The sequence below is a fragment of the Sporosarcina newyorkensis genome (assembly GCF_900167515.1).
In the GTDB taxonomy this organism is placed as follows: Bacteria; Bacillota; Bacilli; order Bacillales_A; family Planococcaceae; genus Sporosarcina; species Sporosarcina newyorkensis.
Genome location: NZ_FUYJ01000003.1, coordinates 88,216 through 111,858 on the forward strand (window position 1 = coordinate 88,216; position 23,643 = coordinate 111,858).

Here is a 23,643-nt window from a genome sequence, read left to right on the forward strand (position 1 = left end):
ACACTTTTGATAAAGGATTTTAGGAAAGGTTGCTGCTTCTCTTAGGCAGAAGCATTATCGGTTGACACTGGATTTCAGGACACGTATCTGCTGGTGAATAAATTAAAGTTTGAAAACGCCTTTCCTAGTCGGATTGGCGTTTTTCGTTTATGAATAATGTCTTCTATAAATAAATCCTCATAGTTATGCCTAGAGATAACTAAGGCTAGTTCTCCGTTTGTAACGTGGTATTTAATCTACTTTTACGCTTTCAACAGTCACCATTTTCGCGAGCTGTTCAATTGCCTGCTCAATCAATTCCACTTTCTGCACTAGCGCAATTCGTACATAGCCTTCCCCCGCCGTGCCAAAAATACTTCCTGGCACCATGACGACTCCTGCTTGTTTGATGGCTTCGAAAACGAATTGCTTATCATCCATTTCAAACGGGTATTTCGCCCAGACGAACATACCGCCGGCAGATGGAGTAGTTTCCCAGCCGAGTTTCGCAAGGCCTTCCATTAAGGTGTGATGGCGTTTGGAGAATTCCGCGCGCAAACGATCGGTGATTTCTTCGCCGTGGTCGAGTGCGACGGCCGCGGCTTCTTGGATCGGTCCAAACGTACCATAGTCGAGATTCGACTTCAGTTCTCGTAGGACTTTAATCATCTCTGCATTCCCGATGAAATATGCAATCCGTGCACCTGCCAGACTGAAGCTTTTCGATAGAGAGTTGATTTCCATTCCTACTTCTTTTGCGCCTGGTGTAGTCAGGAAGCTTGCAGGCCGTTCACCCGTGAAATAGTATTCCGAATACGCTGCATCATGCAAGACGATAATTTCATGTTTCTTCGCGAACGCTACGACTTCTTTGAAGAACTCTTCACTCGGCATTGCGGGTACCGGATTACCTGGTAAGTTCAGGATGAGGAGTTTTGCTTTTTTCGCGACTTCTTCCGGGATTTCATTCAAATCAGGCAAGAAGTCGTTTTCTGATAGTAACGGCATGTAATAGGGCACGGCCCCCGCTAATTTGATGCCTGCGTCATAGGCAACGTACGCAGGGTTCGTTGTCAAGACATAGTCCCCTTCATCACAAAATGCAAGCGGCAGATGAACGAGACCTTCCTGTGAGCCCATTGTCTGCAGTATTTCTGTTTCAGGATCGATAAGGACTCCCGTTCTTCGTTTATAGTAATTTGCGACAGCTTCATGGAATCTCTTTGTTCCTCCAAGTGTATAGCCGTACGACGATACCAAGGCGCTCTGCTCGGACAGCGCTCGGCGTACGCGCTCGTCCGGTGGAAGGTCAGGACTGCCTAGGCTCAGATCGATGACATTCTCTCCCGTCGCTTTCTTCGCTGCCGCCGCTGCCTTCAGTTCACCGAAAATCGTAGGCGGGAAAATCGACATTTTTTTGGAAGTTTTAAAATTCATAAAGACGCACTCCTTAGCTGTTATAGAATAGTTGATTTCCTCATTGTACCATGCAGAGTTGTTGCTTGGAAAAATTTTATTGCCAGTACGGCATGTTTGTCCGATTACAATTCGGGAATACTACTGGTAGTGAAATTCTATTGAGGAGGATGCAATATGGCGAAAGATAAATACGAAAAAATAGACGAACAAGTACCTGGACAGACCCAATCCGAGCAGCCTGGTGTAGAAGAAGAGATGCACCCTGCTCCGATTTATGATGATCCGAACTTCAAAGGTGCCGATAAATTGAAAGGAAAAACGGCCCTGGTCACTGGCGGGGATAGCGGGATCGGACGTGCCGTGGCAGTTGCATTCGCAAAAGAAGGTGCGGACGTGGCGATTGCCTACTTAGCCGATCAGGAAGATGAGGATGCGGATAAAACCGTCGAATTGATTGAGCACTATGGAGGTAAGGCGAAGAAATATCAGATTGACATAAGCAAAGAAGAGAATTGCCAGCAGCTGATTCAGCAAGTTATCCAGGACTTCGGCAAATTGAATGTCTTGGTCAACAATGCAGGAAAACAGTTTCCTCAAAACTCCATTGAAGACATTTCGAGTGATCAGCTGAAAGAGACATTCGAAACGAATTTCTTCGGTCTGTTTTATCTATCAAAAATCGCGGTCGGGCATATGAAGAAAGGCGATTGTATCATTAATACATCTTCGATCACGGCCTATAATGGATCGCCTGGTTTGATCGATTATTCCGCAACAAAAGGTGCCATTACAAGCTTTACGCGTTCATTGGCACTCAGCTTGTCAGAGCAAGGTATTCGAGTCAATGCCGTGGCACCCGGGCCGATTTGGACGCCGCTCATCCCCGCGACATTCGATGCGAAGAAAGTAGCGGAACACGGAGCGGACACGCCTATGAAACGACGCGGTCAGCCCGCTGAAAATGCGCCCGCCTATGTATTTTTGGCTTCGCAGGATTCCAGCTATATGACCGGCCAGACGATTCATGTTGATGGTGGAGATTTTGTTGGTTCTTAATGGCTTTTGGTGCAGTTCATTCAAGGTATCTGGAAATGAAATAGTACTTTATGAGCTCATTTGAGGCTGTTATGAGCGAGCGGAGTATCTGTATGATCGAGATCCATGCTAGTATGATCGCACTGAAGTAGAATATGAGCGCATCTAGTGGTTTTATGAGCGCGGACTGCACAAATATAGTAATAGCATGAACAGGGACTGCCCGGAAAGTCTTTTCCCCATGACTTTCCGGGCAGCCTTTTTGCTATTATCCCTCAAATGGCCACTTTGGCAACATGCGATTTAATTTTTTATCGCTGCGTTCGCCAAGGACATATTCCGCCTGCATGATTGTATGAATTTCCCGAGTGCCTTCATAAATAACCGGCGCTTTCGAATTCCGCAAATAGCGAGCGACCGGATATTCATCCGAATAGCCATACGCACCGTGGATTTGGACTGCGTCATCTGCGGCTTGATTGGCAAAATCACATGCTTGCCATTTTGCGAGGGATGTTTCGCGCGTGTTTCGGATTCCTTTGTTCTTCAATTCGCCTGCACGATAGACGAGAAGACGGCTCATTTGGTAGCCGGCCTCCATCTTCGCAAGCATCTGCTGGACGAGTTGATGATCACCGATTTTCTTGCCGAATGTTACGCGGGTCTTCGAGTACTTGATGCTTGCTTCGAGACAAGCACTCAATAAGCCGACAGCCCCTGCTGCTACAGTGAATCGGCCATTATCAAGAGCGGCCATCGCAATCTTGAAACCTTCTCCTTCTTCACCTACCAAATTCATTGCAGGAATTCGAACATCTTCAAAAAATAGTTCGCCCGTATTTCCTGCACGGATTCCGTATTTCCCTTTAATTGCTTTCGATGAAAATCCCGGCATTGTCCGCTCGACAATGAAAGCGCTGATGCCATGGTGTTTTTTAGACTTATCAGTATAGGCAAAAACGAGGAAATGGTCTGCCGAATCACAGAGCGAAATCCACGTTTTCTGTCCATTCAATACATAGTCGTCTCCATCACGAACCGCAGTTGTCTGAATCGCCGCCACATCTGATCCAGCACCTGGTTCCGTTAATCCGAACGCGCCGATTTTCTCACCTTCCGCCTGTGGAACTAAATATTTTTGTTTCTGTTCTTCCGTTCCCCATTGCATAAGTGTCATAGAATTTAAACCGATATGCACGGAAACAGCTGTACGAAAAGCCGTATCACCGCGTTCCAGTTCCTCACATAAAATCGCCAAGGAATTATAGTCCATCCCGCTGCCGCCATATTTTTCGGGAACACAAACACCCATAAATCCTAGGTCGGCAAGACGTTTCCAAATCGTCGGATCAAACCCACCCTGTGCATCCCATTTCGCGATATTCGGCATAATTTCAGCATCCACGAACTGCCTCGCTGTCTGCCTTAGCATTTTCTGTTCATCTGTAAATGTAAAGTCCATCTTCATGTCCTCCTTTACAATGAATCTAGTTTTCCTCGATGACTACTCCGCGCTTTTTCATTTCTTCAATGTATAATGCTCCCGGCACAATCTGCTCTGGCGGAAGGGCACCCCTTTTCGTGATGATGCCGTTTCCGATCATCTGCGCCACTACGGAAATTGTGTTGGCAGTCGCACGAGCCATTGCGGTTTCATTTGTTGATGAATCTTTTTCTGTGATCATATTGAACGTAATTGTTTTTGGTTGGCCATCCTTCGTTCCGCTCACGTGCACACGCAACAGTACGGCGTCCGACTTATCTCCAAGACGCAATTGCGGGGTCAGATGCGCCATCATGACATCACGCACACGCAGCGGTCTGCCGTCCACTTGGATCGTGGATTCTCTTGATAGTAATCCAAGATCCACGAGCAACCTGGCCTTTTCCGCATGTCCCGGATAGCGGATTGTCTTGTATTCGAGCGTCTGCACGGCAGGAAATGACTCTAGTAAAGTGGATGTACCGCCAGACGTATGGAACGCTTCCATCATGCCATAGCGATCGAATTCCAGTGCTTCCACTTCTGATAAAGAAGGTAATTCCTTAATACTGCCTTGCCGGATGACACGGGACGGATCGGTATAATGGTCGAATAACCCTTCCAATGAAAATACGACATTGTAATCCAGCGGCGGTTTCGGATTCACAGGCACACCGCCTACATAAAGTTTAATCGTTTCCGTTTCATCAAGTTTCGAAGCGCCGTATCCTGTTAATATATTAATCATTCCCGGCGCCACACCAAGATCTGGAATGAGCGTCACGCCTTTAGCGGCCGCTTGCTCATGAAGGGCCAGCACCTTCTCCGTCGCACCGCCGATATGTCCGCCAAGATCGACGACATGCACGTCACGTTCCACTGCACAGCGGGCCACTTTTTCATTGAATGTGTAAAATAATGCATTGACCACAATGTCTCCGAGCCCGATGACATCGCTCAGCTGAACATCATTACGTGCATCAAGCAATAAAATATCGAGTTTGTCGGACATCAGTTGCTCCGCAAAGTCCTCTGCCTGCCGAATTGCCCGGTCCGCCAAATAGACTTTCTTCACTTCGTCCTGCTTTACTAAATCTCGTACGACTTCTTTACCCATCAATCCTGCACCTAATACGACAACTTTCATCTGCTCATCCCTTCTCTCTGTAGTTCATTCCGTGTCGATTTGAGCACGCTGCAGCTTGCCGCTGTAGTCGATGTAAATACTCTTCCACTCCGTAAAGACGTCAAGCGCCGCTACGCCTGAATCACGATGGCCGTTTCCTGTCCCTTTCGTCCCGCCGAACGGCAAATGAATCTCCGCGCCTGTCGTTCCTGCGTTAATGTAAACAATTCCCGTATCTAGATCTCGTTGTGCTTGAAACACTTTATTGACGTCCTGAGAGAAAATTGAGCTTGATAATCCGTACGCAACGCTATTATTCACTTCAATTGCTTCATCCAAGCTACTGACTGCGATAAGAGAAACGACCGGACCGAAAATCTCTTCTTGTGCCAAAAGGCTATCCCACGCAACATCTGAAAATAACGTCGGTTCGAAATAATGTCCTTTGGCATATTCGCCTTCATTTAAAACTTTTCCGCCCGCCACTAATTTTGCACCTTCCTGCTTGCCGATTTCGATGTAACTCTCGATTTTCTCCAGCGCTTTCACATTGATGACTGGGCCGACCTTCACCGATTCATCCAGTCCATCTCCCATTGTCAACCCCTGCATGCTTTCAGCGAGGCGTTGCTGCAGTTCTTCTTTGACGTCTTCATGTACGATGACACGGCTGCATGCAGTACAGCGCTGGCCTGCTGTTCCGAATGCACTCCATAAAATCCCTTCGACAGCCAGATCCAGATCCGCATCATCCATGACAATGACCGCATTCTTGCCGCCCATTTCCAATGAAACCTTCTTCAGATGGCGGCCGCCGAGTTCCGCGACATGACGACCGGTTTCCGTTGAACCCGTGAAGGAAATAACCCGCACATCAGGATGTTCGATCATCGCCGTTCCGACATCAGCTCCGGATCCGAAAACGATATTCGCTACACCATGCGGCAAACCGACTTCTTGAAAAATCAATGCCATCTCATATGCCATCAAAGGCGTCTCGGTTGCAGGCTTCCAAATGAATGCATTGCCGGCGACGATTGCCGGAAAGGACTTCCATGTGGCGATGGCGATCGGGAAATTCCAAGGCGTGATTAATCCGACTACGCCGATCGGTGCGCGGACGCTCATGGCGAATTTATCCTGCAGTTCGGACGGGACTGTTTCCCCGAAGAGTCTGCGTCCCTCGCCTGCCATATAATAGGCCATGTCGATTCCTTCTTGGACTTCGCCACGCGCTTCCTCGATCACTTTGCCCATTTCTTTTGTCAGCACTTGTGCGAGATGTTCTTTTTTCTCTTTCATGATTCGGCCGATTTCATAGAGGTAGTCTGCACGTTTCGGTGCCGGGACGAGCGCCCATTTCTTTTGTGCTTCCTTAGCAGCCGCTACGGCTTTTTCCACGTCTCGCGCTGAGGATAACGGGACTTGTGCGAGTTCTTCTCCGTTTGCTGGGTTCAGTACAGCGGTGTAGTTAGCGGCTTCCTTTTGCCACACACCGTCCACATAGTTTGTCAGTTTCATTCGTCTTGCTCCTTTCTAATTTGCGTGATTTTCGTTATTGTCCTTATATAGAATTGTTCGACAATATACTATCCTATTCCTTTAATGTGTAGGGTATTCCGAGCTTTTGTCCTCTTAATAATCTGGGTTGACATGTTGTTTTCTGTTCCAAATCCTTGCTTGGGATAGCTTGGGTGTAGTCATTGAACTCACTTCGGCGCTGGCGGATGGCTCCCGCAATGAGCCTCAGGAAGATCGCCTGTCTGTCTCATTGCTCCGCCTACCGCTTGTAAGGCGCCTTCGTTTAGCGAGTGGAAGCAAAGGAGCTCATTCTCTACGCAAGCTAGCTTTAACAAAAAATGCATACTAGATATTTCTACTTTAAACACCACATCGATTACGTTGACCACACCAGCGTAGCCGCAACTGCGGGGTCGGCCGTTGCCATGAGACAACTAGCGCGCTCTTTGCTAGTTGGCTTATGGCGTAAGGCAATCCCCCAGCGGCGAAGCAGTGCAATGTACAAACCCTGCACCTAGCTCGGACACTTTAAAAAGTCGAGCAACGGGACAACAAAAGAGTGACGTCACTGAACCCATTTCGGCGCTGGCGGATGGCTCATCGCTCCGCCTACCACTTGTAAGGCGCCTTCGTTTAGCGAGTGGAAGCAAAGGAGCTCATTCTCTACGCAAGCTAGCTTTGACAGAAAATGCATACTAGATATTTCTACTTTAAACACCACATCGATTACGTTGACCACACCAGCGTAGCCGCAACTGCGGGGTCGGCCGTTGCCATGAGACAACTAGCGCTCTCTTTGCTAGTTGGCTCTTGGCGGGAGGCAATCCCCCAGCGGCGAAGCGGTGTCAATGTACAAACCCTGCACTTAGCTCGGTCACTTTAAAAAGTCGAGCAACGAAACAAAAAAAGCCGCTACAGCAAGTCTGATGAATGACTTGCCGTAGCGGCTGAATTTACTTACATCAAGTACCAAATATATTGTGCTTCATCCGGAGTGCCGGGTTTAAGGTCGGCGCTTCTTGGATAGTTTATTTTATCAGCTGACGTATGGATCAGCGCACCTACGTATGGGTTGGCTTGTTCAGCACGCTTGAATAGCTCTGCACTCTGTTCCGAATTCCCTTGAGATTTTTCCATCTCGATCAGCCACGCCAGATATAGATAAGCTGCGTCGCCTTCGGAAATTTCCGCACCCGCTTTCAGGACTTGTTCGGCTTGTCCAATTTCATTCTGATAAATTAAGGATGAAATCGCCAGATAGCGTACACCTTGGTGATCGTAGAGATCAAGTGTCAATATGCGTAAAAACAGTTCGCTCGACTCCATGTAACGTTCTCTATCATAAAGCCAGACACCGTAGCTCAGTAAAGCACGCAAGTATGGACGGTTCGTCGCGAACGCCCAGGCGTCTTCGGCACGGTCATCAAATTGCTTTTCGCCAGAGAAAACGGCTTGCTTCAAGAATTTTTCTTGCTCTTCATTGGAATCGGTCATTTGAGCTTGCAGCAATAATGCATCGACGTTCGTCGGGTCAGCACCATATGCTTGCTGCGCGAAATCGTAGCGCTGTTCCGCAGTCTCTGCGGCGTATGCCATATAGCAGAGCATCTGTGCTTCCTGCTGACGATTTTCCGGTTCGAACGGGTGCTGGATCGCTTCTTGGATATGGGCTTGCGCTTCTTCCATCGTAGCGAATTCATGCTTTGTGGACAGCATATGTACATGCCAATTCGTCTGTTCAATCGGGCGTGGATCGGTGCCGACATAATAAGTCGCCGAAGTATTGCCTTCCTGCATCATCGTTTCCAATTCACCGATTTTCTCCAGCAAGACATCCGTATGTTTTCTAAATGAAGAGACAGAAACTCCAAACAATTTTCCTACTTCTGCCTGCGTATACGTTTTTGCCATCATGCTTACCTCTATTGCGAGCTGAAATGCCGCCGCTGCAAGTACTTCGGGCTTACGGAATTTCGGTTGTTTTTCCGTAAAGTAATAGGCCATCAATGAAAGCAGCATCTCATAGGCGCCTGGATGTAATTCCTCATTCTCGAGCTTCGCATCCAGTACCTCGATCACTTCACGCTGCAACGGCGTGAAATTCTGCTCAACGACTTCCATCATTGTCTGTGCATCCAACTGACAGACGACTTCGTAAATATCCATAAGATAGTTTTTGAAGAAATCAAAGCTGTTCTTTTCATCGCTGACCTCTGCAAGCTTCTGCACTTTCGTTATTAATTCTTCACTCATATGCTTATTGACCGCAATCGCAGAAATTGGCATGACCCAGCGTTCGTCATTGCGCCATTCTTCCAGCACGATCGCCAAAACAGCCCGCACATCTTCCGGCTCTCCCGGTTCTCTTGCCAATAAATATTCACCGTCTCCAAGAATCTCTTTCATTCGGTAGACATGTTCGTCGGACGAAGTCACTTCAGCAAAAGTAATGAAGGCGTTTTGCCAACTTTTCAGTATAGTGCGCACTGCTTTGTTCTGCGTCCGATTCAGTGCCTTCACGATATGACGGCGCCAGAGGTCTTTTCGGACGATGAAGAAATAATAATCACTGACGTTCGTCACCAACTCTTTTTCTTCCATCCACTCACCAAGGTGCTGGCCCCATTCCGCTAACAGGCCTTCCAGCTCTTGAACTTCTGCAGGTGACAAGGAAGTTTCATAGTAGTTGTTCAGAACAGTCTTCAATTCTTCTTGAATTTGATTCTTGCCCGGCCCATCGGTTCTGCCGCAGCAGTCCTGTACGATCTTTTCACTTCCGCACGGGCATTTCTCTTTATTTCCTATCACATCGAACACAACCTTTTCTTTTTACTATAACATAAAAAAAAGAAGCCCCGCATGCCCACGACATGCGAAACCCCTTCTTTTACTTCTTAAATTCTTCGACAGCATCTGCAGAAGGTTCAAATTTTGGCGGAACCACTCGTTTAATGAAAAGCGCCAATATTAAGGCCCCAAGCGTAATGAGGGTAGAGATGAAGAAGGCATGATTGACGCCGTCAAGCATCGCAGTTCGTTCAATCTCCCCTTTCATTGCTGAGATGTCAACACCGGAAGCCATCAATTCTTTCGCCTGATTGGTAGCCGACTGCTCCAAGCGATTAGTCATGATAGTCAGCAACAATGCTGAACCGATAGCACCCGATACTTGCTGCAATGTATTGTTCATCGCTGTTCCGTGCGGATTGGATTTCATTGGCAATGAATTCATACCGTTCGTCATAATTGGCATCATGACCATCGACATGCCGAACATCCGGATCGTGTATAACATCATCAAATAGTAATATCCAGTATCAAGCTGCAGACGACTCAGGAAATAGGTCGTGACGACAGATATGGTTAAACCGGTATACGCAAGTGCACGCGGTCCATATTTATCAAACAGCTTTCCTGTAACCGGCGACATGAGCCCCATAACCACCGCGCCCGGCAACATGAGCAACCCCGCATGGAATGGAGAGATTTCCCGGACTTTCTGCACATAAAGAGGCGTCAGAATCATCCCGGAGAACATCGCAATTGATAGAACGATGGAAACTGCGGATGCCAAGGCAAACATCGGATGCTTATAAATACGGAAATCCAACATCGGCTCTTCCATTTTCAGTTGCTTCACAACGAAAATGATAAGGGCGATGGTTCCAATTGCGATCGTACCGTATACTTCAAGTGCTCCCCAGCCCTTATCGGCTGCAGAACTGAAGCCGTATAACAGACCCCCAAAACCGATACTTGAAAGCAAGAGTGACAAGAAGTCTAATTTGACATCACTATTCGGCGTAATGTTTTTCAATTTGAACACCGCAAGGACGATCGTCAAAATTGCGAACGGCAAGACAATTTCAAACAGTGTCCGCCATGAGTAGTTCTCCACAATCCATCCGGACAGCGTCGGCCCTATCGCTGGAGCCGTGAACATAACCAAACCGAACATGCCGAGTGCAGCTCCCCTTTTCTCGATCGGGAACGCTGTCAACATCACATTCATCAGTAAAGGCATCATCAAAGCAGATCCCGATGCCTGCACCATACGTGCCACGATCAGTAAGCCGAACGTAGGCGCGACGATTGCCAGAAAGGTCCCTAACGTAAAGAGTATCATCGCTGTGAGGAAGATTTTTTTATTCGTGAATTTCTGTATAAAAAACGCACTGGCTGGAATCATGATCCCATTGACCAGCATATAACCCGTCGTCAACCACTGTACATCGGATGGACGCACCGAAAATTCATCCATGATGACAGGCAGAGCAATATTGAGCAATGTATTGTTCAATACGGCGACAAAAGCACCAATGAACAGTATGGCAATAACCCCATATGGAGGTTTTTCATGCATTTTTTTAATATCTAATGATTCTTCCATAGTATCCTCCTAAACTTCATAAAAATTATATCAAGGATTCATTTTATACCGATAGTCCATTTATTTCAACTAAAAAAATTGAAAGTCTAAAAAAGTTGATAACAAAGGGTTTATTGTTTACTATACTAGTTGTACCCAAAGTATAATTCAAGTTAAAAGACATAGGTGATTAAGAGTGAATGATCGAAAAAAACATGTACTGCAAACTGCTAAACAACTGTTTACAGAGAAAGGTTTTCAATCTACATCCATTCAGGACATATTGGATGAAGCCTCTATTTCAAAAGGGACTTTCTATAACTATTTCTCTTCGAAAAATGAATGTTTGATGGCTATTTTGAGAGATGCGTACCACCTATCCTATTTACGGAGGAATGAACTCGCCATCGGGAAAGACTTGACCGATCCCCAGCTTTTATCCGATCAGATCCAAATTCGCCTGACGATGAATCGGGAGCAGAATTTGCTTCCTTTATTTGAAACGATTGTCCATTCGCCTGATGATGAACTGCGGCAGTTCGTCAAACAGATGCACTTCAGGGAATTGGCTTGGATCGCTAAGCGTTTGGTGAATATATATGGAGAAGAAGTGAAGCCTTATTCGTACGATTGTGCTTCTTTATTTTTTGGCTGCGTGCAACATTCGCTGCATATCTGGAAGGGTTCAACTACTGAACACCTAGATACGAAACAGCTAGTGGATTATGTCATGCAACGCATGGAAGCCATCGTTCCAGATGTCGTTAAAAAGAATGCGCATTTTTTGCCGCAAGATCTAGTGGAGAGGATTCTGGCGCATGCGGAATTTCATCCGATGACGCAAGAAGTGCTCGTCGGGGAACTGCGGGATTTCATCGGACAACTGCCCGCCGACGAAAATACCGGAAAGCTCTATGCACAGTTTCTTTTTGAAGAAATGACGAGTGAATCCCCCCGGATGTATTTGTTAGAATCGGTCGTACGCTCTTTCCGCCAGGCCTATGAAGGCACCGACCTGCAACATCGTACAATTGAGCTATCCGCTGCGATATGGTTGTTTATTGATAAAACGGATGGATAAAAAGCGCGGATAATCCTAATGGATTATCCGCGCTTCTTCATGTAGTTAACTTAAGTTACTCGATTGTTCGGTTCTTCGCCTTTGGCCCATGCCTGCAGTGCTTGTTCATTGAGTTTCATCATAGCCAAACGTGTTTGGACAGTCGCACTTCCGATATGCGGCAGTACCGTCACATTCGGAAGCGTCAGCAATGGATGATCTAGGGGAACAGGTTCCGTCTCGAAGACATCCAATCCGGCTGCATGGATTTTTTTCGTATGCAACGCTTGGAACAATGCCTCTTCATCGACGATCCCGCCACGTGCGACGTTGATCAGAATCGCTGTCTCTTTCATTTGAGCCAGTTCTTTTGCTCCAATCAACCCTTTTGTCTCCTCGCTGTACGGCACTAAGATGAGCACGAAATCAGATTGTGCAAGCAACTCGGGAAGCTCGGCGTACTGACAGCCGTACATTTCTTCCATCTCCTGTTTCCTGCTGCGGTTATGGTACAGCACTTTCATATCGAAACCTTTCGCACGGCGCATGACAGCTTCACCGATCCGACCCATGCCGATGATGCCGAGTGTCGAACCATAGACATCAACGCCTGTAAAACCAAGCGGCTCCCACGATGTCCATCTGCCTTCACGCAATGCATTTTCCGCCCCGATCAGATCGCGAGCAGTTGCCATCAATAAAGCAAATGCCAAATCCGCAGTTGTTTCCGTCAGAACATCCGGTGTATTCGTCACGATGATACCTCGCGCTTTAGCCGCTTCCACGTCAATATTATTGTAGCCGACTGCCATGTTCACAATGATTTTTAGATGTGAAGCAGCCTCCAGCACTTCTTCATCAATTTGATCGGTAATAACCGTCCATAACGCATTTGCGTTCGTGATTTTTTGCACCAGCACATCGCGCGGCACCGCCTCACTCGTGGATTGCCACATCTCCACTTCGTATAACTCACGAAGCGGTGCGATGAGTTCATCCGGCATTTCACGACAAATATACAATGTAGGTTTCATAGAAATCGCTCCTTCAGCCACCGATATAGTTCATATCAATTTTCTTGCGGTTCTTCACGGTCTGCTCTGATCGTTCGTCCGAATATCGATCAGTTCTCTTTCTCCAAACCGCTGCAATTTCATCCAGCAACTCCTCATCCGTCTTGCCTGAGCGAATCAACTTTCGAATGTCAAAGCCTTCGGATGCGAATAAACACGTATACAACTTACCTTCTGAAGACAGGCGCGAACGCGTACAAGTTGAACAAAATGATTCGGAAACCGACGTGATGAAGCCGACTTCCGCTCCTGTATCCGTGTAGCGATAGCGTTTTGCCACCTCGCCGTAATACTCTTCTTCCGCAGGCTCCATGTCATAAACCGCGGCAAGCATCTCATAAATTTCCTTTTTAGTGACCACCTTACCGAAACTCCAGCCATTGTCATTGCCGACATCCATGAACTCGATATAACGTAACGTGATCCCCATATTCTTGAAATACGTAGCCATCGGGAGAATTTGGCTTTCATTGACTCCCTTTTGGACGACCATATTTACTTTGATCGTAAAGCCGATATCTTGTGCCTTTTTAATATTTTTGAGAATGAGATCCGGTGAAATGCCACGGCCATTGATCTGACCAAACAGTTCTGCGTCGAGGGCATCCAAGCTAATGTTCAAGCGCCGCAAGCCTACATCGTATAGGGGCTGCGCATACTGCCCGAGCAATACCGCATTCGTCGTCAACCCGATGTCTTCAATTCCTTTGATGTCATGCAGCTTTCGGATCAATTCAGGTAAATTACGGCGCATCAAAGGTTCACCGCCGGTCAGCCGGAGTTTTTTTACGCCCAGCTCAGCAAAGATCCTTGCCAGACGTTCCAACTCTTCAAATGACAGCAACTCATCCTTCGCTAAAAACAGAAAATCGTCACCGAAGATTTCTTTCGGCATGCAATACGTACAGCGGAAATTACAGCGATCCGTCACTGAAATCCGCAAATCCCTGATTGGTCTTCCGAGCTGATCTACGATGGCATCCATCTTCCTCATCTCCTTTCTATTTCACATGGCGTATTAACATTTTTAAACACGAGTTTTGGTGAATCCGTCAGCGAACTTCCTTCAATCCATCGCCCGTTAAGCTGCGCCTGAACATGCATAACGCGACGATTATCCTCTATTAATGCCCGACGGATCATCGGTTTCGCAGAGGCTTGCCAAATCGAAACAAGCGGATGGCGTTTCCCTTCCACCGTCACTGCCGAAACGTCTCCAGAATGCTCGTCCACTAAACGCGCGATTACGCGTTGTTGTATGAACGGCATATCACACGGCAAAACAATATAATGATCGGCTTTGACTGCTTCCATGCCAGACAATATTCCCGCCAACGGTCCCATCCCAGAAAATTGTACGAGATCGGTTGTGACGCAAAGATCTTTCGGAAATTTATCGACAAACTCAGTACGCGTAGCGACAATAATTTCTTCACAAAAAGGGTTCAATGCCTGTAATGAATAGTGATAAAATGGAGCCCCTTTATATTCCGCAAATGCCTTTGGGGAACCGAATCGGCGTGACTGTCCGCCTGCCAATAAAATCCCGGCCGTCCGCTTCATCCACCACTCACCGGCGGAATGAATGCACACACATCGCCCGCTTGAATCACGTCTTCTTTCCGGGCATATTCTTCATTTACCGCCACATGAATCGTGTCTTTTCCAAAACCTGGATACGTCGTTTCCGCCCAATCCAATAATTCTTCCACTGTCAAAGGAGCACGATCCAATGATTCCTCTCCTTTACCCGTCAACTCTCGCAGCCTTGCAAAGTAATGAACTGTAATCATTGTTACCTGCTCCCTTTCTCTGGATATTTCTTTTGTGCACCGATCCACTCTTCGCCATCTTCCCAGATTTCCTTCTTCCAAATGGGCACAACTTCCTTGATTCGCTCGATCGCGTATTCATTCGCTTCATACGCAGCCTTTCTATGAGGTGATGAAACTGCGATCACGACGGCAATATCCGATATTTTCAGTTCGCCGATCCGATGCGCCATCGCCACTCGAACGCCCGGCCACTTCTCTTCCATCTCCTCACCGATTTCCGCGAGTTTCTTTTCCGCCATCGGAATATATGCTTCATACGAGAGATATAATGTACGAACGCCATGCGTCCATTCGCGCACATGCCCTGTGAAGACAGTCACTGCGCCAGCTGCTGGATGCAAGACGAACTCGCTGTATTTCTGCGGATCGATTGGTGTATCCACTAGTTCAAATTGTTTCATCTGTCATCGCCTCCTGAACCCATTCTTGCAGCCAGTTATCCAGTGCCATCTTGTCTGCGAAGATTTCCTCTGTGTTCACTACTTTGATGATTCCAGAGAGTGATTTCAACTCCGCCCAATCTTTTTCATGACGAATGAGCACCACTTTATCTCCGGCTTCCTTCTTATAGCCTTCTATCAGCAAAACATCCGGTTCCGCGGAAGCTGCCAGTGCCTTAAGCTCTTGAAATGAATGTTCTTTCTGTTGAATCAATTGTATCATACCCCCACCCGCCACTACGGTCGAGATGGCTCCTGCTTTCAGAAATTGTACCGTATCGGTATGATTGGGAGGCAGCTCAGGCGCGCCTCCGTGTCCATGATGCTTCAATACGGCGACCTTCATCCCAAGACGCTGAAGCACGGTAATCCAATGGGAGACCAACGTCGTTTTGCCGCTGTTCTTGTAGCCTACGACATGCAGTGTTTTCACAGTTCCCATCGCTCCACACCCTGCTCCGCTCCGAGTAAGAGCACGTCCACGGTCATTCCTTTTTCGAAGCCGCGTGTTCCGCTCGGCAAGACGATGATACAGTTGCCTCGTGCAATGGAAGACACCGCGCTTGATTTATTGAAACCAGCAGGTGTTGCGACAATCCCCTCAGATGTCATGCTCCAAGATGCCCGGACAAAACGAGTGAAAGGATTCGCTTTCTTGAAATCATCTCCGAGTTTCGCTTGGATCCGCGGCATAAACGGTGCAGTGCAACCCATCATTGAAAGGATGGCGGGACGTGTAAACAATTCGAATCCTGTAAAGCATGCGGACGGATTACCCGAAAGCCCAAACAGCAACTTTTCACCAAGCACCGCCACTGTCGTCACACTTCCCGGGCGCATAGCCACTTTATTGAATAGCACTTCCGCTCCAAGCCGCTCATATATCGCCGGCAAATAATCATAATCCCCGACCGATACTCCGCCTGTCGTAATAAGGAAATCCGTCTCCTGAAGCGCGCGCTCAACAATCTCCGTACACGCATCCAAGTCATCTTCCATCATGCCGTATGATTTCGACTCGACACCCATTCGCGTCAATTGTGCACGGATCATCGGACCATTGGAATTCCGGATCTTCCCCGGCACCAACCCATCCGCTACGTCGAGCAACTCCGTCCCAGTCGACAACACGCCGGCAATCGGCCGCTTCGCAACACGCACTTGTGAATATCCAAACGTCGCAAGCAGTGCAATCGTTCCGGGATGAATGACTGTCCCCGCTTCGACCAATCGCTCACCTTTCTTTGCGTCTTCCCCTTGTCGTGAAATATTCTCACCCGCTTCAAACGGCTTTCGCAACGTGAAGCCCTTTTCATTTTCCACCGTCTGCTCAAGCATAACGACCGCGTCCGCCTGTTCCGGAATCAGTGCTCCTGTCATGATGCGGTAGGATTCCCCTTCTTCAATCGACCGGTCCGCCACATGACCCGCTCCGATTTCACCAATTACTTGAAACGATTTGCGAGCATCTCCTGAAGCACCTGCTGAATCCGCCGCGCGAATCGCAAAGCCGTCATACGGTGAACGATCAAAAGGAGGGACATCATGCTTCGCGATGATCGGTTCCGCGAGCACTCTGCCGTATGTATCTTCTAAAAGAAGCATTTCTGTTCCCAACTTATGCACATGTGACATGACGCGTTCCACAGCTTCTGCCATTTGAATAGGTTTTCGAATTTCTACCACTTACATCTCCTCTTTCTTTTGATATACTAACGAGTACAATGAAATGAAAGGATGTTCAACATGTCCGAACTCACTCACTTTAATGAACAAGGTCGCGCCAAGATGGTTGACGTATCAGGCAAGGAAATCACTTTGCGCACCGCCATTGCGACTTCTTCGATCATCGTCAACGGGTCAATCCATGAACAGATCACCCACGGCACGAATAAAAAAGGTGATGTCTTCGCGGTCGCTCAAGTGGCCGCGATCATGGCCGCTAAAAATACGGCAACGATCATTCCGATGTGCCATCCATTGCCGTTAACCGGCGTCGACGTCCGATTTGATTGGGAAATTGACGAGGAAAACGCCCATTACGAAGTCCATATCCAAGCCGAAGTCAAAACGAAAGGTGTAACCGGCGTTGAAATGGAAGCTTTGACCGCCGCTTCCGCCGCCGCCCTCACCATTTACGATATGTGCAAGGCTGCCGGCAAAGAGATGGTCATCGGACCAACCATGCTGCAAAACAAAACTGGCGGCAAAAACGGAGACTACCAACGCGCAGACTGAACGTCGCGCGTTTTTTTATTGGCTTGGTTATGGAGTGGAAAATCTGTCAGCCCGCGATCATAACAACCGCATTACCGCTCATAAACAACCCAGACTCGATCATAAACCTCGAATCCACGCTCATACACCCAAACCAAATCACTCAACCTTCCAAATGCTTCGTCAACTCATGCGCAATATGCGGCAACTCCGGCAGAATCAACTTGTCCATCGCAAGCGCTACCGCTTTCGAAGAGCCTGGAAGCAAGAACACCACTTGCAAACCAATCGCCCCCGCCGCCGCACGACTCAACAACGCCTTCGAACCGACATCTTCGGTATAGCTCAAAAAGCGAAACAATTCGCCAAATCCATCCAACGGCTTCGTAAAATAAGGAGTTACCATCTCCACCGTAATATCACGTGCTCCAATGCCCGTCCCGCCTGTGAAAATCATCGCTTGAATCGAGGAATCCGCCAACCAATCCGATAGTTGCTTCACAATATGCTCACCTTCGTCCAAACAGATGCCATATTCCTTCACCTGATGCCCTGCATCCTCCAACTTCTCCCGAATGATTTTCCCGCTCTTATCATCCGCTTCTGTCCTTGAATCACTTATCGTCAATACAGCGACCGCAATGGACTTCTTGCGCGCTTGCTTTGGTAAATGAGATTCTTCCATATTCTGCTCCTCCTTAACCGAATAATGAATGATACAATTTCCTTCCAGTCCGCATGTCCTTCAGTCCATGTATGAGTAACCGACCATTGTCGAATAAAATGCAGCGATAATTCTCCGCATGGAACTCTACGAAAAATGGCGTTTCACGATATTTCATCCCAAGTTGCCGGGCGACACGCACTCCATCCGCTACCGTCAATTCGCGATCGGCATCCGGTATAATCTGTACGGTGTCGCGTCCGCAAAGCACTGCGTATTGCGTGCCGGATTGCGCATGCAGCGCAGGGTATGTCGGATGACTTCCACACGTTTCACAATCAGGGTTCTTCATTCGACTAATTCCCGCTTCGACAGATGTATTGTTCCACACATCAAAATGCAGAAGTTTCGTGCGCATGGCGGACGTATTTCCTGTCAGCCATTTCAACGCTTCTGCACTTTGATGTGCCGCAGATATCTGAACGGCAGGCGCGATGACTCCTACTGTATCACATGTTTCATTAACAGCAGGGAGTACTGGAAGCAGACAGCGAAAACAAGGAGTCTCGCCCGGAATGAAAGGAAACGCGCTGCCGGAACTGCCGACAACTGCGCCATAGATCCATGGAATATTCAGTTTCCAAGCCGCATCATTGATCAGCAAGCGCGTCTCGAAATTATCCGTCGCATCGAGCAGCAGGTCAGCATCTTGGGAGATCTCTTCCAAAATGGGACCATCCACATGATCGAGCACCGTCCGGATTTCTACATTTTCGCGGATCGATCGCAATCGCCGTTCTGCCGCCACCACTTTCGGCACGCTTCCTTTCGCATCGGCTTCATTGAATAATTGTTGCCGCTGCAAATTGGAAGCTTCTACATAATCACGGTCAGCCAGCGTCACTTTGCCGATCCCCGCTCGCACAAGCGTCTCGGAAATTGCAGAACCGAGTGCACCGCAACCGATAATGACTGCATGCGCCTCCGTTAACTGGCGCTGCCCGAATTGCCCGATTGGCTGAAATAATGTTTGTCTCGAATAGCGATTTTCCACTTCATCTACTTCCTTTCATTTGACAAGAAGCAAGGGCATCGGTTAACTAAACCGATTGCCCTCGCCTGCAACAGGACTGATATCACTGAACGATCCGACATATCGGACCACGTCCCCCGTTCCATCTCTCACGGCACTGATAGAAAGGAACTCCAAATACTCTTCACCGTTTTTCTTCTTGTTCCAAATCTCACCATGCCAAACGCCCTCTTCTTCGATCTGCCGCCACATATCATCGTAGTATGCTCTCTCGTGCCGGCCGGAACTCAAGACGTTCGGACTTTTGCCAAGCACTTCCTTTTCACTATATCCTGTCAGTTCCGTAAACGCCGGATTGACCGATACAATGACCCCTGTCTGATTCGTCACGAGAATCCCTTGCTTTGTCGAATCAAATACTTCTTTTGACAGACTCACACGGTCCATGTAATAAAGCCAAACAACCAATACAAGACTGGCGAGTGAGACTTGAGAAAACGCCATGAAACCAATCGAATACGAACCTGTCATCGAGAAGATCGTCGCCAATAACAATGGAGGGAAAAATCCACCGAGACCACCCATCATCGAGACAATCCCATTGACCGTACCGGCTTGCTTACTGAAATAAAGCGGAACCAGTTTAAAGATTACACCATTGCCGATTCCTGCTGCAGCCGCGATCAGTATGCTGCCCACTGTATAGAGCGCGATATCAGGTGAAAATGCCAGCACAATGGAAGCCGCCGTCAGACCCGCAAAACAGCCCATCAATAAGAATAACGGCTGAAACTTGTCACCCAACCAACCACCGACCGGTCGCAGTAACGTAGCAACGACGATAAAGCCCGCTGTCCGGAGTCCTGCATCCACTTTCTCAAGTCCAAAGTAATTGACGAGAAAATTCGGCAAAAATACGGTAAATGCCACGAATGAACCAAACGTGATGAAATAGAATAGCGAGAAAAACCAAAGCTTTTCATTTTTATAAACACCTTTAATTTGCTCAACAATCGGTGCTTTTACCTTCACTTCCTTGCGGTCACCGAAGAAAAAATTCAACGCGATGAACACAAGCAGCAAGACGAGATACATTTTGACAGTCAACGACCAGCCAAACTTCATAGCGAGCACAGGTGCAGAAAACGTAGTGATCGCCGTTCCGATATTCCCCATGCCGTATATACCGTTGACCAAACCATGTTTTTCCTTAGGATAATATTTCGGAAGCGATGTAACCCCAACGGAGAAAATCGCTCCGCCTACCCCAAGCAAAGTACCGCCAATCAATAGCCCTGTCACCGTTGAGGTCTCACTTATGTAGTAGACAGGAAATAATAACACGATAAAACTGATGAAGAACATAACACGTGCTCCATACACATTGGCATAATAGCCAAGCGGTATCCGTAAAATCGAACCGAGCACTACCGGGATTGCTGTGATGATGGCCACACGTTCAGGCGGGATATTAATGTCTTCACTGATGAACGGCAACAGCGAAGAAATAAGCACCCAAACCATGAAACCGACAACTAGATTCGCCGTCTGAAGCGGCAGTTGGATCTTTTGTGTCATAGGAATCCATCCAATCTGAAGTTAATTACTAAACAACCACAACATTCTTTTACTCTCTCGTTCTATTTGCTCAAGACTTAGGCAAGATCGATGTATATATTTGCTCAAAAAGTTCATCTTGCTCTTTCGCCCGCAACACAGACTCCACCATCGGGAACACCACATTTTCTTCCTTGACGAAATGAATCATGATGACCTCAAATGCCTCGCCTGCATCTTTCACCACATCTTCCATCATCTCAAGTGTGAACTGAGACAAATCTCCTCTTGTATGGTGAAGGAAATGACCGATATATGCATCGATTTCTTCGTGCTCCTCTTGAACCGCCTGGATCGGACCTTGCTCACTTCCGACATACTTTGAAAGCATTGGAAACAGATAGCCTTCTTCTTTTTCCGTATGGTTTTTCAACGGATCAATGAATTCGATGACCAACTTGCGCAATTGCTTGAGCGCATCCAACCCCTTCTCGCGGGAGTAGATTCCCTTTTCGAAATCCAGCACAATCGCATGCCATTCGTTCATCAAATGCGATAAGAAACGATGTTCATTTTCCAGCACACGCAAAACCGGCAGCGAATACGTAAACCCCGGGTTGACCATCTTCCTTCACCTCCTATCAGAAATTCAAAAACTTCTTACGCAGCGCATATTCGACCAATTCGGGACGATTCTTCAAATGAAGTTTGTCCATCATCTTCGACTTATGCGCTTCTACTGTTTTTACTGAGATATAAAGCATTTCTGCAATTTCCTTATTGCCGTAACCTTTCGCGACGAGCGGCAGGATTTCGATTTCCCGTTTTGATAAAATCTTGAACGGATCATCTTCGTCAGCCAGTTTCCTGTCTTTTTGCACAAACTCCCGCACAAGCGAAGTTGCCATGGACGGATGCACATAGGTTCCACCATCGTATACTTCACGAAGGGCGCTGATCAATTCTTCATCAGGCGCATTTTTTAAAATATAGCCTGACGCTCCATTTTTCAGGACGTGAAACATATACTCTTCGTCATCGTACATCGTTAAGATCACAATCTTTGTTTCAGGAAAGTCCTCATGTATTTTGCCTGTTGCAATCAGACCGCTTTGTCCGGGCGGCATGCTCAAATCAAGCAAAATGATGTCCGGCCGATGTTTGGCAACCAATTCATATGCTTCCAATCCATCTGCTGCCGTCGCTACGACTTCCATATCATCTTGGTAATTCAGGATATGCATGAATCCTGTGCGGACGACTGCATGATCATCAGCGATTATGATTTTCATTCGTTGCTCTCTCCTTCTTCACCGGAATCTCCACTTGGACTTTTGTTCCAGTTTGAGCACCGGATACAATCGTCAAGTCTCCGCCAACGAGCTCTACGCGTTCTTTCATTCCATAAAGGCCAAGACCCGTGCCCTGCGGCGTAAAGTTATTGACGTCGAAACCCACACCTTCGTCAAACACTTGTAATTGTAAAATCCCTTTTGTTTCCTTCAAATTCAAGTACACATCTTCCACTTCCGCGTACTTCATTGCATTCAAAATCGCTTCTTGACCGATTCGATATACTACCGTTTCGATTTCACCTTCATAACGTTTTTTCTTCAGGTCCGAGTCTAGATGAACATACAGACCATAATTCTTTTCCAAGCCTTTAATATGCGTCCGAAACGCGGCCTCCAAGCCAAAATCATCCAGGACAGCCGGCCGCAACTCGACAGACAGATGGCGGATTTCATCTAACAACCGCATCAGTGACCCTTCCGTCTGCCGCAGCTTTTCGAGTGCCTTGTCATTCACATCCATGTATTTCAAGACGCGCAGATCCACAAGAGAACTCAACATTTCTTGGGCCACGCCGTCATGCAATTCTCTGGAAATCCGTTTGCGTTCGTTTTCTTGTGCCAGAATTACTTGCTGCATGCGTAACTTTTGGTGCAATACTTCCTGCGTCTGCGTTTGTTGAGTTAAATTCCGCAACATCAATACAGAGATCTGTTGCTCTTTGTCTATCACTTGATACGTAGCACTATAAGGCAAGACGCCCAAATCTCTCGTCTCAAGATACAGTTGAAATGATGTCAGCGTTTCTTGCGGATTGGACATGAAACAAGAGACACATGTCATTTGCTCCTCTTCACTCGTATAGCCGCGGCACGTCAGGCAGATAGAACGCGCATCTCCTTCCAGCATCTTCTTATAGATTCCGGGTTCAATAATTTCCTTGGCCGCCTCGTTCATCGACAGGATTTGACCATCAGCTGCAAAGAAGAACATCGCTTCCGTTGTACGGTCATATAGTTTTTGCAGCAAGTTTGTTAGGCTTTCACTGTTCGATAACGTCATCTTTCATTCGCTCCTTAAGGTAAAACGGTCCGAATTGCGTCCCGATTGCTTGTTTGAACTGTTCAAATGTTTCCTCCGTCATTTTGTTCGATTTGCGATACCCGATGAGCAGCACACCTTGCACATGATCGCCTTGGAATAATGGCATTGCTCCAAAGCTTTTGAGCTTTTCGAATAGAACAATCGGGTGGTTGTATAGATCTTGCGGATCCAACTGCGCCTCAACGTTCTCAATCATAATCGGTTTGCCCATCTTGAAAACGAGTCCCGCAACTCCTCTTCCCGATTGAAGGACGATCCTTCGATAACGAGTACTCAAGTTTCCACTGACATAACGCCACTTCAATTCATGACGTTTCTTACTGATATCCACAAGCGCCAACCCGACGAAGTCAAGCTGAAATGTCTCTCTGAGTTGTTCGATGGCCGACTGGAAATTAAAGCTCTGTTGTCCTTTCATAGACATGATCTCCTATT

Annotated in this window: 25 protein-coding genes; 3 read left to right on the plus strand and 22 right to left on the minus strand. The window is 47.4% G+C overall.

Annotation, left to right across the window (positions count from 1 at the left end; all coding sequences use genetic code 11):
- Positions 1-231: 231 nt before the first annotated feature.
- Positions 232-1,416, minus strand: coding sequence for an aminotransferase class I/II-fold pyridoxal phosphate-dependent enzyme (locus tag B5D59_RS07145; protein WP_078817434.1), 1,185 nt, complete (start codon positions 1,414-1,416; stop codon positions 232-234).
- 156 nt (positions 1,417-1,572) lie between these two features.
- Between B5D59_RS07145 and B5D59_RS07150 the strand changes: the two genes are divergently transcribed.
- Complete coding sequence (locus B5D59_RS07150; RefSeq protein ID WP_078817435.1) at positions 1,573-2,454, plus strand: SDR family oxidoreductase; 882 nt, start codon at positions 1,573-1,575, stop codon at positions 2,452-2,454.
- A 247-nt stretch (positions 2,455-2,701) separates the two neighbouring features.
- Here B5D59_RS07150 and B5D59_RS07155 read toward each other — a convergent pair whose 3' ends face one another.
- The 7 genes from B5D59_RS07155 to B5D59_RS07185 all read right to left on the minus strand — a co-directional run bounded on the left by B5D59_RS07155 (position 2,702) and on the right by B5D59_RS07185 (position 10,953).
- Positions 2,702-3,895, minus strand: a complete 1,194-nt coding sequence (locus B5D59_RS07155) for an acyl-CoA dehydrogenase family protein (protein WP_040758566.1) — start codon at positions 3,893-3,895, stop codon at positions 2,702-2,704.
- Positions 3,896-3,920: 25 nt separating this feature from the next.
- Entirely contained in the window at positions 3,921-5,063 is a 1,143-nt protein-coding gene (locus B5D59_RS07160) for a saccharopine dehydrogenase family protein (RefSeq protein ID WP_009766312.1), read from the minus strand.
- A gap of 24 nt (positions 5,064-5,087) precedes the next feature.
- On the minus strand, positions 5,088-6,563 hold the full coding sequence (locus B5D59_RS07165; protein WP_078817436.1) for an aldehyde dehydrogenase family protein: 1,476 nt from the start codon (positions 6,561-6,563) through the stop codon (positions 5,088-5,090).
- Between the two features lie 188 nt (positions 6,564-6,751).
- Positions 6,752-6,997, minus strand: a complete 246-nt coding sequence (locus tag B5D59_RS07170; protein ID WP_078817437.1) for a hypothetical protein — start codon at positions 6,995-6,997, stop codon at positions 6,752-6,754.
- 131 nt (positions 6,998-7,128) lie between these two features.
- Entirely contained in the window at positions 7,129-7,347 is a 219-nt protein-coding gene (locus B5D59_RS07175; RefSeq protein ID WP_078817438.1) for a hypothetical protein, read from the minus strand.
- Between the two features lie 173 nt (positions 7,348-7,520).
- Positions 7,521-9,371 (minus strand): tetratricopeptide repeat protein, encoded by a 1,851-nt coding sequence (locus tag B5D59_RS07180; RefSeq protein ID WP_139365970.1) that lies wholly within the window; start codon positions 9,369-9,371, stop codon positions 7,521-7,523.
- 79 nt (positions 9,372-9,450) lie between these two features.
- Positions 9,451-10,953 (minus strand): MDR family MFS transporter, encoded by a 1,503-nt coding sequence (locus B5D59_RS07185; RefSeq protein WP_078817440.1) that lies wholly within the window; start codon positions 10,951-10,953, stop codon positions 9,451-9,453.
- A 175-nt stretch (positions 10,954-11,128) separates the two neighbouring features.
- On the opposite strand from B5D59_RS07185, the gene B5D59_RS07190 reads away from it, so the two are divergent.
- Complete coding sequence (locus B5D59_RS07190) at positions 11,129-12,013, plus strand: TetR/AcrR family transcriptional regulator (protein WP_078817441.1); 885 nt, start codon at positions 11,129-11,131, stop codon at positions 12,011-12,013.
- Positions 12,014-12,063: 50 nt separating this feature from the next.
- Here the strand turns inward: B5D59_RS07190 and B5D59_RS07195 are convergent, their stop codons facing one another.
- Genes B5D59_RS07195 through B5D59_RS07225 form a run of 7 tightly spaced genes read right to left on the minus strand, consistent with a single transcriptional unit; the run spans position 12,064 to position 17,026 of the window.
- Entirely contained in the window at positions 12,064-13,026 is a 963-nt protein-coding gene (locus B5D59_RS07195) for a 2-hydroxyacid dehydrogenase (protein WP_078817442.1), read from the minus strand.
- 13 nt (positions 13,027-13,039) lie between these two features.
- Positions 13,040-14,059 carry a GTP 3',8-cyclase MoaA gene (gene moaA, locus B5D59_RS07200; RefSeq protein WP_078817443.1) on the minus strand — a complete coding sequence of 340 codons (1,020 nt, stop codon included), beginning with the start codon at positions 14,057-14,059 and terminating at the stop codon, positions 13,040-13,042.
- Positions 14,056-14,658 (minus strand): molybdenum cofactor guanylyltransferase, encoded by a 603-nt coding sequence (mobA, locus tag B5D59_RS07205; protein WP_176132521.1) that lies wholly within the window; start codon positions 14,656-14,658, stop codon positions 14,056-14,058. The genes moaA and mobA overlap by 4 nt, the downstream gene beginning before the upstream one ends.
- Positions 14,625-14,858, minus strand: a complete 234-nt coding sequence (moaD, locus tag B5D59_RS07210; RefSeq protein WP_078817445.1) for a molybdopterin converting factor subunit 1 — start codon at positions 14,856-14,858, stop codon at positions 14,625-14,627. The genes mobA and moaD overlap by 34 nt, the downstream gene beginning before the upstream one ends.
- Positions 14,859-14,860: 2 nt before the next feature.
- A complete protein-coding gene (locus B5D59_RS07215; RefSeq protein ID WP_078817446.1) occupies positions 14,861-15,301 on the minus strand; it encodes a molybdenum cofactor biosynthesis protein MoaE in 441 nt (146 codons plus the stop codon).
- Complete coding sequence (gene mobB / locus B5D59_RS07220; protein ID WP_078817447.1) at positions 15,288-15,782, minus strand: molybdopterin-guanine dinucleotide biosynthesis protein B; 495 nt, start codon at positions 15,780-15,782, stop codon at positions 15,288-15,290. The genes B5D59_RS07215 and mobB overlap by 14 nt, the downstream gene beginning before the upstream one ends.
- Positions 15,770-17,026 (minus strand): molybdopterin molybdotransferase MoeA, encoded by a 1,257-nt coding sequence (locus tag B5D59_RS07225; protein ID WP_078817448.1) that lies wholly within the window; start codon positions 17,024-17,026, stop codon positions 15,770-15,772. Before B5D59_RS07225 ends, mobB begins: the two co-directional genes overlap by 13 nt.
- 60 nt (positions 17,027-17,086) lie before the next feature.
- On the opposite strand from B5D59_RS07225, the gene moaC reads away from it, so the two are divergent.
- Complete coding sequence (moaC, locus tag B5D59_RS07230) at positions 17,087-17,578, plus strand: cyclic pyranopterin monophosphate synthase MoaC (RefSeq protein ID WP_078817449.1); 492 nt, start codon at positions 17,087-17,089, stop codon at positions 17,576-17,578.
- Positions 17,579-17,720: 142 nt separating this feature from the next.
- Here the strand turns inward: moaC and B5D59_RS07235 are convergent, their stop codons facing one another.
- The 7 genes from B5D59_RS07235 to B5D59_RS07265 form a co-directional block, all read right to left on the minus strand.
- On the minus strand, positions 17,721-18,242 hold the full coding sequence (locus tag B5D59_RS07235; protein ID WP_078817450.1) for a MogA/MoaB family molybdenum cofactor biosynthesis protein: 522 nt from the start codon (positions 18,240-18,242) through the stop codon (positions 17,721-17,723).
- A gap of 13 nt (positions 18,243-18,255) precedes the next feature.
- On the minus strand, positions 18,256-19,275 hold the full coding sequence (locus B5D59_RS07240; RefSeq protein ID WP_078817451.1) for a ThiF family adenylyltransferase: 1,020 nt from the start codon (positions 19,273-19,275) through the stop codon (positions 18,256-18,258).
- A gap of 42 nt (positions 19,276-19,317) precedes the next feature.
- Positions 19,318-20,832, minus strand: coding sequence for an MFS transporter (locus B5D59_RS07245; protein ID WP_009766328.1), 1,515 nt, complete (start codon positions 20,830-20,832; stop codon positions 19,318-19,320).
- A 70-nt stretch (positions 20,833-20,902) separates the two neighbouring features.
- Complete coding sequence (locus B5D59_RS07250) at positions 20,903-21,436, minus strand: hemerythrin domain-containing protein (protein WP_078817452.1); 534 nt, start codon at positions 21,434-21,436, stop codon at positions 20,903-20,905.
- 16 nt (positions 21,437-21,452) lie between these two features.
- Entirely contained in the window at positions 21,453-22,103 is a 651-nt protein-coding gene (locus tag B5D59_RS07255) for a response regulator (RefSeq protein WP_009766330.1), read from the minus strand.
- The gene (locus B5D59_RS07260) at positions 22,084-23,166 is read right to left on the minus strand and encodes a sensor histidine kinase (RefSeq protein ID WP_078817453.1); all 1,083 of its coding nucleotides are present in this window, start codon (positions 23,164-23,166) and stop codon (positions 22,084-22,086) included. The genes B5D59_RS07255 and B5D59_RS07260 overlap by 20 nt, the downstream gene beginning before the upstream one ends.
- A complete protein-coding gene (locus tag B5D59_RS07265; RefSeq protein ID WP_078817454.1) occupies positions 23,147-23,626 on the minus strand; it encodes a GAF domain-containing protein in 480 nt (159 codons plus the stop codon). The genes B5D59_RS07260 and B5D59_RS07265 overlap by 20 nt, the downstream gene beginning before the upstream one ends.
- Positions 23,627-23,643: the final 17 nt, after the last annotated feature.

What these genes read in the sequence shown, in the direction of transcription:
- B5D59_RS07160 (WP_009766312.1), bottom strand. Translation starts at nt 5,063, where the DNA reads ATGAAAGTTGTCGTATTAGGTGCAGGATTGATGGGTAAAGAAGTCGTA.
- B5D59_RS07155 (WP_040758566.1), bottom strand. Translation starts at nt 3,895, where the DNA reads ATGGACTTTACATTTACAGATGAACAGAAAATGCTAAGGCAGACAGCG.
- moaA (WP_078817443.1), bottom strand. Translation starts at nt 14,059, where the DNA reads ATGAGGAAGATGGATGCCATCGTAGATCAGCTCGGAAGACCAATCAGG.
- moaD (WP_078817445.1), bottom strand. Translation starts at nt 14,858, where the DNA reads ATGATTACAGTTCATTACTTTGCAAGGCTGCGAGAGTTGACGGGTAAA.
- B5D59_RS07260 (WP_078817453.1), bottom strand. Translation starts at nt 23,166, where the DNA reads ATGACGTTATCGAACAGTGAAAGCCTAACAAACTTGCTGCAAAAACTA.
- B5D59_RS07235 (WP_078817450.1), bottom strand. Translation starts at nt 18,242, where the DNA reads ATGGAAGAATCTCATTTACCAAAGCAAGCGCGCAAGAAGTCCATTGCG.
- B5D59_RS07145 (WP_078817434.1), bottom strand. Translation starts at nt 1,416, where the DNA reads ATGAATTTTAAAACTTCCAAAAAAATGTCGATTTTCCCGCCTACGATT.
- B5D59_RS07195 (WP_078817442.1), bottom strand. Translation starts at nt 13,026, where the DNA reads ATGAAACCTACATTGTATATTTGTCGTGAAATGCCGGATGAACTCATC.
- B5D59_RS07215 (WP_078817446.1), bottom strand. Translation starts at nt 15,301, where the DNA reads ATGAAACAATTTGAACTAGTGGATACACCAATCGATCCGCAGAAATAC.
- B5D59_RS07245 (WP_009766328.1), bottom strand. Translation starts at nt 20,832, where the DNA reads ATGACACAAAAGATCCAACTGCCGCTTCAGACGGCGAATCTAGTTGTC.
- B5D59_RS07255 (WP_009766330.1), bottom strand. Translation starts at nt 22,103, where the DNA reads ATGAAAATCATAATCGCTGATGATCATGCAGTCGTCCGCACAGGATTC.
- mobB (WP_078817447.1), bottom strand. Translation starts at nt 15,782, where the DNA reads ATGGGAACTGTGAAAACACTGCATGTCGTAGGCTACAAGAACAGCGGC.
- B5D59_RS07250 (WP_078817452.1), bottom strand. Translation starts at nt 21,436, where the DNA reads ATGGTCAACCCGGGGTTTACGTATTCGCTGCCGGTTTTGCGTGTGCTG.
- B5D59_RS07165 (WP_078817436.1), bottom strand. Translation starts at nt 6,563, where the DNA reads ATGAAACTGACAAACTATGTGGACGGTGTGTGGCAAAAGGAAGCCGCT.
- B5D59_RS07185 (WP_078817440.1), bottom strand. Translation starts at nt 10,953, where the DNA reads ATGGAAGAATCATTAGATATTAAAAAAATGCATGAAAAACCTCCATAT.
- B5D59_RS07265 (WP_078817454.1), bottom strand. Translation starts at nt 23,626, where the DNA reads ATGAAAGGACAACAGAGCTTTAATTTCCAGTCGGCCATCGAACAACTC.
- moaC (WP_078817449.1), top strand. Translation starts at nt 17,087, where the DNA reads ATGTCCGAACTCACTCACTTTAATGAACAAGGTCGCGCCAAGATGGTT.
- B5D59_RS07150 (WP_078817435.1), top strand. Translation starts at nt 1,573, where the DNA reads ATGGCGAAAGATAAATACGAAAAAATAGACGAACAAGTACCTGGACAG.